The sequence below is a fragment of the Natronobacterium texcoconense genome, from assembly GCF_900104065.1.
In the GTDB taxonomy this organism is placed as follows: Archaea; Halobacteriota; Halobacteria; order Halobacteriales; family Natrialbaceae; genus Natronobacterium; species Natronobacterium texcoconense.
Map to the genome: position 1 here is coordinate 67,438 of NZ_FNLC01000007.1, position 11,023 is coordinate 78,460.

The window sequence follows — 11,023 nt, forward strand, 5'->3', positions numbered from 1 at the left end:
CGCTCACTCCGTTCGCTCCGAGTCAGTCGTCGGCCCGTTCGCTCGCCCTACGGGCTCGCTCACGGTACGAATAGCCACGAAGCCAACTAGAGTCTGGGAAAACCCGAGGAAAATTCGATCAGCAGTCGTCTTTCTCACGACTGAAGCTGTCTTTTTCGATTACTGCAGCGCCGCGAGGTCGAACTCGAACCCGGACACGGGCACCTCGAGGTCGTGCTCGACGAGCACCTTCGGATGTACTTCGCCGATCACGCCGACCTCCTCGCCGTCGATGACGACGCTCGCCGTTCGACCCGAAATGAAGGTCGGGTGTTCCGTGGGCGGGGTCTCGAGGTCGACGTCGAACCGGCGACAGAGCGCCTGCAGGCGAGCTTTGGCGTCCTCGTAGCCGGCTTCGTGGCTCGCGAGGACGGCTCCGACGCGGCGGCGTTCGGCGATGCCAGTGTTCTCGCTCTCGTCGACCTCAGCGGTGAACCCGATCTCCGCGAGGTCCTGCGGGTACGCACGGTGAGTGTTGCGCTCGAGGACCATCAGCAGCGAGGGTGTGACCCACGTCCGCAACATCGTGAAGTCCTCGCTGTAGGGACCCTTGATCGTCGCGGGTTTGCCGCCGCCGTAGACGTCAGCGTCGGGTTCTACGTCTACGCGTTCGTAGTTCTCCTCCTCACTGATCATGTGGAAGTTCAACAGATCCTCGAAGCCCAGGCCGACGAGTTGCTCGCGGACCGACCGCTCGAGACGCGAGCGTTCGTGGCGGCCACCGACGGTGCCGACGTCGGGGTACTTCGGCTCGAGTTCGTTGAAGCCGTACGCTCGCCCGAGGTCGTCGATGACGTCCAGCGGGTGGAGCACGTCGACGCGATACGGTGGGATCGTGACCTCGTAGACGAGGTCGCCGTCGTCGCCCTCCTCTTTTGCGGCCTCGAGTCCCGACCGCTCCGCCAGATCGATTACCTCGTCGGGTGCGAGTTCGATCCCCAGGATCGTCTCGATCCGGTCGTGTGCGACCGTCTTTTCCTTCGTCGAGAGGTCGGGGCGAACGATCTCGTGATCCGGATACTCGATGGTGACTTCCTCGAGGGTCGCTCCGCGCGCAGCGAGCGCGTAGCAGACGATGTTGAGCATCCTGTCGATCGTCCACTGGTCGGTGCCGGTCATCTCGACGAAGAGGTCTCGGGAGTCGGTCGAAACCTCCGTGCGCCGACCGTTGATCACCGGCGGGAACGAGAACAGCCCGATATCGTCGTAGATCGCGGGGTAGCGCTCGTACTCACTGACGAGGTCGGCGTAAGTCTCGCCGGTGGGGTGTTCCTCGAGCACCTCCGCGGGCGTCAGCTCCGCGTCGGAATCGAGGGGGACGAACCGGTCGCCATCGGGTTCGACGCCGACGTAATCGATGGTGGGATTCCCTTCGGTGGCAGCCCTGCCTTTCAACATCGTCAGGTCGTGGATCCCGATCGCACCCTTGGCGCGCTTGCGCCCCATCGTCGCGTGGAGTTTCTCCTGCAACTGGATGAGGGAGTCCAAACTCTCCTCGTCGAGATCGACGTCTCGGATTACCGCGCCCGTGACGTAGGGTCGCTCCTCGGGGACCGATTCGTCGACCTGGATCGTCCAGTCAGGCTTGTTCGTCGAGGGGACGTGAACGCCTCGCGAGTCGCCGTACTGGTAGGAGAGCGAGCGTGCGACGCCCTCTACGGAGAGCCGGTCGAGGCGGTCGGGCGCGAACTCGAGTTCGAACTCGCCGTCTTCCGTCCGCCCCTCGAATTCGAGACCGAGGCCGAACAGGTCCTCTTTCAGTTCTTCGTCGCCCTTCTCGTCCTTGCCGGTCAGTTCGCGCAGTTCGTCGGGGTCGATGTCGACCGTGGGCATCAGTAGGTCACCTCCGTATTCCGCAGCAGTTCCAGGTCACACAGCGTCCCGTGAATGTCTCGGATGTCCTCGAAGCCGTACATCAGCATGAGCAGGCGCTCGAGGGCGAGTCCCCAGGCCATCACGTCGCACTCGACGCCCAGCGGCTCGAGCATCTCCTCGCGGAAGATACCCGAGTTGCCGATTTCGACGAGTTCGCCGGTCGTCGGGTGGGTGCCGAACAGTTCGAACGACGGCTCCGTGTAGGGATTGTAGTGGGGTTTGAACTGGATATCCTCGATGCCGAACTGGGCGTAGAACTCCTCGAAGGTGCCCATCAGGTCGCGCACCGAGAGATCCTCGGCCATCACCCAGCCCTCGATCTGGAAGAACTCGAGCAGGTGGGTCGGGTCGAGCGTGTCGTTGCGATACACCTTCTCGACGCTGAAGTACCGTGCCGGCGGTTCGATCTCGCCGATCTCCTCGCCCGACAGATAGCGCGTCGACAGCGAGGTCGTGTGGCCTCGTAGCGCGAGTGCACGCGCGAAGTCCTCGTCCCACGGCGAGTGATACCCCTCACCGTCCGCGCCGACGCCCTCGCGGTGGGCGCGTTCGACGTCCGCGACGAGTCCCTCGGGCAGGTCGTCGATGTGCGTCGGCTCCTCGAGCGCGAACCGGTCCCAGTGGGTCCGTGCGGGGTGGTCCTGAGGCATGAACAGGCAGTCGTTGATCCAGAAGTCAGCGTCGACGTGCGGGCCTTCCATCTCCTGGAAGCCCATGCCGACGAGGACGTCTTTCACACGCTCTGCCGTCTGGCGCAGGATGTGGACGTTGCCGCCCTCGAATCGCTCGGCGTCGGCTTCGACGTTGTAGTCGGCGAACTCGACGTCCTGCCAGTCGCCGCCCGTCAGCAGTTCCGGCGTCACCTGCCCGACCGTCTCGGCGGTCTCCACGCCGGCCATCAGTTCCGTAACGCCCTGCTCGGTCACCGTCACCTCGCGAGTCGTCGTCTCGACGACCTCGACCAGTCCGCGGCGTTCGAGGCTCTCGAGCGTGTCGTCGTCGACGGAGTCGGCGTCCGGGTCGTCGGCGAGCGTCTCGAGCGTGCTGGCTTCCGCGTCGGCCGCGGGATCGGCGTCCGGATCGGCGGTGATCTCGCCGCTGTCGATCGAGCCATAGCCCTTCCGGGCGTAGTTCGAGAGCGCGATGTCGACCGCGTCGCCCTCGAGACCCGACCCGCCGATGACCTGTCCCATCGAGACCGCGTCGGTGTCGGCACCGGCCTCGAGAGCAGTCTCGTAGAGTTTCACCTCGGGCAGTTCGCCGTCGGCGTACTCCTGGCCTTCTTCGGTGAGTTCGATCGTTTCGTCGACGCGTTCCTCGACGGTGACCAGTCCTTCCTCCTCGAGTTCGAACGCCGCCCCGGTGACGGTCTCGGGTGGAAGGTCGGTCGCCTCGGCGAGGGCGTCGACGGACGTTGCCTCGTCCGCGCTCGCGGCCTCTAGGACCGCGACCTGTGATTCTGGGAGTTGCATTCGCTTGTTCGTATGGCTGCGTGGCGGTCAGTTAGCGGTTCCGACTCGCATCGGGCCGACGCCGACTCCCGTCGGCGCGGGACGAACGGTTTCGCCACGGCGTCCAACTACGGCTGCCGTGGGTCCACCGTTCGGAACTACAGGAAAAAGAAGCCGAATCCCGAACGCGTCTGCTGTGGCTGGCTGACGACGCTTTCACGGCCGCGGGATTCGGATGCCATACGCGTTCGATGGAGAGGGGATCGCAAAAACATTGTGAATCGGTGACGGTCGTCAGTTTTCGTCCCACTCGATCGAATCCGGCCGTTCGAGCCCGTCTCTGCGGGCCACAAACTATAATCCGTCAGAGGGACCTTTTTCTCTAGGGTCAACACGGAAAACGAAGCAGTGTCACACGCTCCAGTTCCCTGTTGACCCTCCCTGTTCGACGTTACGTTTCCTTACGATTCTTGCTCGTCGAGTTTCGACGTCGCCAGCGTCTGCTCGATGACCGTCAGTGCCTCCCCGTCCGCCAGTTCGGTCAGCAGGTCGGCCGTATCGTCGTAGGTGGCGAGTTCCTTTATCGCGGCCTCCCGTCGGTACGGAAACTCCGAGTCGTCCGTGGCGATAGAATAGAGTTCGTCCGGATCGTCGGGTAGCTCGTCCGGGACAGCCTCGTTGTCGTCAGTATCACTCATTGATGGCCCGAACGAACTATTGCCATATAGTGACAGCGGCCGATAGCTACCGGTGGGGTGACTGTCACTCGCTCGAGCCACTGCCGACGTGATAGCGAACCGAAATGATTAGTGGACTGACTCCAAAGGCGGGGTATGGCACACGCCCGCTCGAAAGACCGGTCCTCGTCTCGCTCCACGATCGTCAACGGCCTCATCGGTGGGGTCGCTGCACTCGTTCTCTCGTTTATCCCTTTCTCGTCGCTGCTCGGCGGTATCCTCGCGGGGTATCTCGAGGGGCCGGACGTCGGCAGCGGGTTCGTCGCCGGCGTCGTTGCCGGTCTCGTCTACGGCGTTCTCGGCTTCGTCCTGTTTCTCGTTCTCGGAGGGCTCTTCTTGGGGTTCGTGGGTGCACCGATGATGGGCAGTATGATCCTCTTTGGAGCCGTCTTCGTAGGCATCTACGCACTCGTCTTCGCGGCCGCCGGTGGTGCGCTCGGTGCGTACCTGAACGAGGAGTTCGGCGACGATATCGGGCGGTACTGATCACCCACCTCGTCCGATCGTTACGTCCCTTCCCAGTTGGCTTCCGGTCAGACGCCCTCCTCGCCGCTCTCGTTGCATGGTGGTGCATCTGCAGGGCGCGTGAGAAGCAAAAAACACCCTCGTTTGTCGGAGTACAATATATTCCTAAGTAAACACTCCAATCAGAAAACACTTGGTCGGTAGCGGAGACCGACCACCAGTGAACGAACGCACCCTCCTGATTGCCGCCCTCGTCGTCGCCGTCGTCCTCCCGGGTATCATGCTGGCCGGCCCAACGTTTCACCCGCAAACACCCTACCAGTACAATTCCCCCGATTACGCCGTCGCACACGAGTCAACCGACGCGTTCGAGGAGACGGCCGACGACGTCTCCTTCTCCGAACCGACGCCAGTCAGTGAACTTCCAGCGACTACCCAGCGTGCATTCCACGAAGCGACGGCCGAGGCTGCCGACTCGAGCGACGGCTGGCAGCGCCTCGAGATCGATATCTGTCGCGACGACATGCTCGTCTGCACCGCCTACGAGGAACCGCCGTCGCTTCCGGATACCGTAACCGTCCATCCCGATTCGAAGACGACTATCGAGTACACACTGGTCGAACACGAAGACGACCGGTACGTCGCGGCGGTCGAATACAACAGCCAAACCGGATTCGCCGCGATCCCGATTTTCCTGCTGGGGGTGTTTACGTTCGCCGTCTTCGTGCTGTACAGTCTCGTCCTGGTCCTTGTCGCGCGCCACTACCGTCAGTCGCGGCCACGACTCGTTCTCGCCTACACAGGGCTCGGACTGCTTCTCGCCGCATGGCCATACCCCGGCATGCTGACCGGCGGCAGACTCTCAGCCACCCACGTCCCGATCCCCGCGATCTGCGGGCTACTGTACGGGATCTACTTGTACGCCTCGCGGTAGCTTCACTGTTTTTTATTTTCTTGCGGAAAACCTATCGACTCGCAGTCGAGAACGGTATCGACATGGCTCGACGGCTTCCGCTCTCGGACGTCCGCCCGACGCAACTGTACCTCTCGAGCGAGAAACTCGCGGGCGTTCTCGAGTGGTTCGATTTCGACGAGCCGAACTACGAGCCGTTGCCGGCGTTCGAACACGACGGCGAGTGGTACCTCGCTGACGGCCACACCCGGGCGTTCGCCGCCTCTCTCGCGGGAGCAGAGACGCTCCGGATCGAACACGACGAGTCGGTCCGCGAGGAGTACGACTTCGAGGTGTATCTGCGGTGTCTCGAGTGGTGTGAGGACGCCGGTATCGAGACGATCGATGATCTACACGGTCGGGTCGTCAGTCCGAACGCCTACCAAGAGCTGTGGATCGATCGATGTCAGCGAGTCAGTGACGACGCGCACGAGACAGCCTGAATCAACTGAACGGCTAGCGAACGGGCTACTACCTCCTCCCTGCCGTGGATTCGATGGTGAGTTTGCCGTCTTCCGTGAGCCAGATTCCGAGAGGGGCGTCCGCGTGATACGTTTCGGTCGTCTCCATACCGAAGCCTTCCACCCTCGCCTCGACCGTATACGATTCACCGTACTCGCCGAACAGACCTAGGGTTCTCCACCACTGCAAATCTGACCCAACCGAGACCGAGTCCGAAACTCGTTCGTGACCGTCCGCGGAGATGATTCGAACCTCGAGCGTCGCGGTTTTCACCCAGTCGTTCCCGACGAGAGCCGGAATCAGGGTGACGAAGCCCTCTGTCGATTCGAAATGAACGCGGTTGCACTCGTCTACAGTGAGACTCACTCGAGCGCCCTGATTCTCGATGCCTGTCCGGTCGATAGCTAGCAGGCTCGCCCAAAACGTGCCGTCGGACGTCACGATTTCCGGTTGGCTGTAGTAGCCGTGGAGATGGAGTCCGTCGTTGGCCGCTTCAACCCGTGCCCATCGTTGCTCGATCGAACTCGAGCCACGACCGGAGGCGACGAACACGAGTACGGTGTCGTCGAAATCGATCTTCCGGTATCGGTCCCGGAGGCCGTCGAACCGCTCGCGGCATTGCTCCGGTACTTCCGCTGGAAGTTCGTTCGGAAGTAACTCGAGAGCGACGACTTCGGCTAGCTCTTCTTCTGTTTCTAGAATCTCGACGAAATAGGTGTGATTGCTTCCCTGCTGGAGTTCTGGAATCCGGATCGCGTCTTTGGTGACCGGTAGTGACTCGAACGATACTGATGGTTCGGTCTCGATGTGTTCGCCGAGATAGTCGCTATTCCAGGCCTTTCGTTCGTCTTTTCCTGGCTGCCGGACGATATCGTGCGGTGGGATGTCGACGCGTCCCCACTCGGACACGGATTTCTCTGTGCACGAAACCAGCTCCTCTTTTCGGTCGTTCTGTCGACCGGTTCGATCGTCGGGAGGCATTGTCGTTACCGTCGAGTCCAATCTGCTCCACGTTCAGCGCGTTCGACTGTCTTCGGACTGTCGACGCAGACCGTAATTCAGTAGCCACTGACTATACCGTCGAACCGAAAATAGCTTCGGAAAACTGGACTCGATGACCGACGACCAAGTCTGTCGAACTCAGCGACGACGCGGCGACTCGAGTTCGATATCCGCGTCCTCGAGTAACTCCTCGACTTCCTCGCGTTTTTCCTGGTGGTCCTCGAGGAACTCCTTCATCAGCTGTGCGGCCTGTTCTTTGCAGTCGCCACAGAGGCGTTCGCCGCCGACGCACTCGTCGTAGACGCGTTTGGCGAACTCGTCGTCGTCGCCGGCGAGCAGGTAGGCGTACAGTTCGTAGACGGGACACTCGTCTGCCTTCCCGCCTTTCTCGCGCTGTTCTTCGGCGGTTTCGCGGCCGCCGGTGGTCGCCGACTTCACCTTATTGTAGCCGTCCTCGGGGTCGTCGAGCAGCGAGATGTGGCTCGCCGGAATCGACGAGGACATCTTGCCGCCGGTGAGACCGGTCATGAACCGGTGGTAGATCGACGACGGCGGCTGGAAGCCGTAGCCGCCGTTGTCGACCTCGACCTCGCGGGCGAGTTCCTCGGCCTCCGCAAGGTCGATCTCGAAGGCGTCGACGTGGTTCTCGTAGACGCGCTTTTCGCCGTCGATCGCGTCGATCAGGGCGTCGAACGCCTCGTCGGTCGCCCGTCGATCGAAGAAGCGCGTCCGGGGACGGACGGGCTCCATGCCGCCTTCCTCGAGTTTCGTCAGGAGGTCGTCGAGCGTGCTCGCGTCGACCGCGAGTTCCTCGAGCGGCGTCTCCGCGATAGCTTCGGCGACGTGCGTACACCGGAGCATGTCGTCGTCGAACTCGGCGGGATCGAGCCGCTTGTAGAAGTCCGCGACGATGTCGCGTTCCTCGGGCTCGAGTTCGAAGCTGGCGTACGCCTCGCTGACCTTGAAGAAGCGCATCCGTTCGGCGAGGTCCCGTGCCAGCCGAACGTGGGGGTCCTGGTCGGGGCCGACTGGGATGACGGTCGGCTTTGGCTCCTCGAGTTGCGGGTAGAGGATGTCGGCCATCTGGGTGACGACCGACTGCATGTGGGAGACGTCGGTCTCGCCGTCGAAGCCGTAGATCGACTGGAACTCCGAGAAGTTAGCTTCCGCGCCGAGGTCGAACGCGAGGTCCTGGACCTCGCGGTTCGTCGACTGGCGGTAGAGCGTCCCTTCCTCGGGGTCGAACCCTAGCGCGAGCAGCGAGAGGAGGTAGCTACGTGCGTGTTCGTCGATCTCCTCCCAGGTCATCCCGCGGGCGGCGTTGGCCTCTAAGTCGGCGATCAGCGCGTAGGCGTCGGCACCCTGCTGTTGATGCCAGACGATCTCGTCGAAGACGAGTTTGTGGCCGATGTGTGGGTCGCCGGTCGGCATGAATCCCGAGAGAACGGCCGCAGGCTCGTCTTCGCGCATCGCCTCGGCGACCGGGCGATAGTCACGGTGGCCGAAAATGACGCCCCGTCGCATCAGGTAATGGGGATTCGGAACCTCCTCGAGCACCTCGTCGAACTCTTCGATGCCGAACTCCTCGAATAGCTTGCGATAGTCGGAGACGGACGAGGAGCCCCACGGATCCAGTGCGACTTCGTCAGCACCTGCTGCCCCACCGTCGGAACGAAGCTCCGACGAAGATCGCTCACCACCGTCCGCGATCGGTTCTCCTGGCTCGGACTCCTCGAGCGGGTCGTCTCCGGTCATTACCACGGTTTTGGCGCGCCAGCGCGCAAAAGCCTTCGGCTTCGTTCGTCGGGATTCTCGACAGCGTTTCGACGACCACTCTCAGGCGTCCGGACGCGGCATCTCCTCGAGGTCCCGGATTCGAGCCGTCTTCTCGACGGCCTGATACTGGCGTTGCCAGGCCTCCTCGGGGAACAGTCCGTTGCGGTCGAACAGGTCGCGAGCGTCGTCGGTGAGTTCGTAGAACTTGTAGGGGTAGTCCCGGAGCCGGTCGCCCGGTTCGAACTCGCGTTCTCGAACGACACCGACGTCAGCCAGCGTCCTGAGGTGCCGGCGGATCGCATCCTCGCTGAGCGGCGGATTCATGTAATCCAGTTCTTCGACGCTCGGCATCCCTTTCGGATGTCCGACGACGTCCGCGAGGAGGTCGGCTCGCTTCTTGTCGGTCGCCTTCTGAAGCGCCCGCCACGCGTCGAACCCCTCGTCGGACGGGTTCCGGGATCCCTGCGAGCCGGTGGCCACCGCCGTTTCGGGTCTCATACAGTCCCTTTCGTCCTCATCTTCCATAAACACTCGCATCTGACTGAGGTTAGTACCACAACTGGTACTGCAAACGGTTGGCCGCCGAACACATAATTGATGTTGATTCCAGAACGAACGTCGCGTAATGGAACGTGGTGGCGAAAACGTCGAAGACGACGATCCCCGACATGGTCGGGTTCCGGACGAAGACGCCCTCCTCGACGAGATGGAGAGCGTTCGTCTCTCCCCGAGCGAACACCAGCGGATCAAGGACCTGGTCAACGGTGAGCGACTGAACCGAATCGAGGGATACGACCGCCGATATCTGGTCGTCGGGGCTGGCGGTGAAACCGGGGCCGCGTCGCGACGCAGGATCGTCTACGATCGCCTCGACGCACGGACCGATCCCCCCGCGGTCGCGATGCAACTCGAGGAGTTCGGTCTCACGCCCGAGGAGATCCGTCTCTGGACGCGAGTGTTCGATATTCTCTGTGGACGTGCGACGCATATCGTCGCCGTCATCGAGGACTTCGACGGCGGCTACGTCTGGGAACTCGGATTGCTGTTCGCGCCGTCCTACCGAGCCAAAACGTGGGTGTTGAAACGGCGGTATCCGGACGAAGAGACCGAACGTGAGCGATACGCGAACGGAATGGCCGCCTCGTACGTCGAACTACTCCTGACGGGGGATCGCGCACACGAGTGGATCGATACCGACGAGTTACGCGACGCCGTCGATTCAATTCCGTAACGAATGCCAGTACGTTCTTGGTGGTCCGGTGGACAGTGACGTTCGATGCAAGACGATCTCACCGTCACGTCGGCGAGCGAGCGGTGTGACGAGGTTATCTCCCGTATCGACGACGCGGTCATCACGGACCGCGTGTTTCTGGAACAGGTTCTGACTGCGACGCTCGCGCGCGGCCACGTCCTCCTCGAGGACGTCCCCGGAACTGGCAAGACCCTGACGGCGCTGACACTCGCCCAGGCGCTTGGTCTCGAGTTCTCCCGCATCCAGTTCACGCCGGATCTGCTCCCCAACGACATCACCGGCTCGCACGTGTTCAACGAGCGAACCGGCGAGTTCGAGTTCAAAAAGGGGCCAGTGTTCGCGAACGTGGTGCTGGCCGACGAGATCAACCGTGCGCCGCCGAAGACCCAGGCGGCCCTGCTCGAGGCGATGGACGAGGGACAGGTCAGCGTCGGCGGGACGACCCGACAGCTTCCCGATCCGTTCCTGGTGATCGCGACGCAGAACCCGGTCGAACAGGAGGGGACCTTCGAGTTGCCCGAAGCCCAGCGCGACCGCTTCATGGTCAAGACGTCGATCGGGTATCCGGATAGAGCGGGGGAACTCGAGTTGATCGAGCGTCGGAGCCAGCGCGACACGAAGATGCCGACGGTCGACGCCGTACTCGACACCGCCGGCGTCCGGAATCTCCAGACCGTCCCCGAACGGATCACGATGGCAGAGCCGGTCAGGGAGTACCTCGTCGACCTCGCACGAGCGACGCGCGAGGACGACCGCGTCGACGTCGGTATCTCGCCTCGAGGGATCCAGCGGTACTACGAGGCTGCCCGCGCCAGAGCGACGATTTCCGGTCGCGAGTACGTCGCACCGGACGACGTCAAACGGATCGCGAAACCAGTTATGCAACACCGGATCGTGTTGACGACGGACGCGAAGATCGAGGGCGTCGACGGCGCGACGGTCGTCGACGACGTTCTGCGCCGGACGGAGGTCCCGGCGGTCGATCCGCCGGCGTAACGGAGTCGGACTCCGA

At 62.6% G+C, this 11,023-nt stretch carries 11 protein-coding genes; 5 read left to right on the forward strand and 6 right to left on the reverse strand.

Features of this window, described 5'->3' with window-relative positions:
* Positions 1-159: 159 nt before the first annotated feature.
* From pheT to BLR35_RS19480, 3 genes are all read right to left on the reverse strand, one after another.
* Entirely contained in the window at positions 160-1,872 is a 1,713-nt protein-coding gene (pheT, locus tag BLR35_RS19470) for a phenylalanine--tRNA ligase subunit beta (protein WP_090385889.1), read from the reverse strand.
* Positions 1,872-3,386 carry a phenylalanine--tRNA ligase subunit alpha gene (gene pheS / locus BLR35_RS19475; protein ID WP_090385892.1) on the reverse strand — a complete coding sequence of 505 codons (1,515 nt, stop codon included), beginning with the start codon at positions 3,384-3,386 and terminating at the stop codon, positions 1,872-1,874. The genes pheT and pheS overlap by 1 nt, the downstream gene beginning before the upstream one ends.
* Before the next feature lie 440 nt (positions 3,387-3,826).
* Entirely contained in the window at positions 3,827-4,063 is a 237-nt protein-coding gene (locus BLR35_RS19480) for a hypothetical protein (protein WP_090385894.1), read from the reverse strand.
* A gap of 135 nt (positions 4,064-4,198) precedes the next feature.
* On the opposite strand from BLR35_RS19480, the gene BLR35_RS19485 reads away from it, so the two are divergent.
* From BLR35_RS19485 to BLR35_RS19495, 3 genes are all read left to right on the forward strand, one after another.
* Entirely contained in the window at positions 4,199-4,588 is a 390-nt protein-coding gene (locus BLR35_RS19485; protein ID WP_170831079.1) for a DUF5518 domain-containing protein, read from the forward strand.
* A 199-nt stretch (positions 4,589-4,787) separates the two neighbouring features.
* A complete protein-coding gene (locus tag BLR35_RS19490; protein ID WP_090385897.1) occupies positions 4,788-5,501 on the forward strand; it encodes a hypothetical protein in 714 nt (237 codons plus the stop codon).
* Between the two features lie 62 nt (positions 5,502-5,563).
* On the forward strand, positions 5,564-5,962 hold the full coding sequence (locus tag BLR35_RS19495) for a histone acetyltransferase (RefSeq protein ID WP_090385900.1): 399 nt from the start codon (positions 5,564-5,566) through the stop codon (positions 5,960-5,962).
* Between the two features lie 28 nt (positions 5,963-5,990).
* Here BLR35_RS19495 and BLR35_RS19500 read toward each other — a convergent pair whose 3' ends face one another.
* The 3 genes from BLR35_RS19500 to BLR35_RS19510 all read right to left on the reverse strand — a co-directional run bounded on the left by BLR35_RS19500 (position 5,991) and on the right by BLR35_RS19510 (position 9,257).
* Entirely contained in the window at positions 5,991-6,890 is a 900-nt protein-coding gene (locus tag BLR35_RS19500; protein ID WP_139169333.1) for a hypothetical protein, read from the reverse strand.
* A 231-nt stretch (positions 6,891-7,121) separates the two neighbouring features.
* Complete coding sequence (locus tag BLR35_RS19505) at positions 7,122-8,738, reverse strand: tryptophan--tRNA ligase (protein WP_090385905.1); 1,617 nt, start codon at positions 8,736-8,738, stop codon at positions 7,122-7,124.
* 81 nt (positions 8,739-8,819) lie between these two features.
* Positions 8,820-9,257 (reverse strand): helix-turn-helix domain-containing protein, encoded by a 438-nt coding sequence (locus tag BLR35_RS19510; RefSeq protein ID WP_090385908.1) that lies wholly within the window; start codon positions 9,255-9,257, stop codon positions 8,820-8,822.
* Positions 9,258-9,384: 127 nt separating this feature from the next.
* On the opposite strand from BLR35_RS19510, the gene BLR35_RS19515 reads away from it, so the two are divergent.
* Positions 9,385-9,990, forward strand: a complete 606-nt coding sequence (locus tag BLR35_RS19515) for a DUF8170 family protein (RefSeq protein WP_090385910.1) — start codon at positions 9,385-9,387, stop codon at positions 9,988-9,990.
* A 45-nt stretch (positions 9,991-10,035) separates the two neighbouring features.
* A complete protein-coding gene (locus BLR35_RS19520) occupies positions 10,036-11,007 on the forward strand; it encodes an AAA family ATPase (protein ID WP_090385913.1) in 972 nt (323 codons plus the stop codon).
* Positions 11,008-11,023 lie beyond the last annotated feature (16 nt).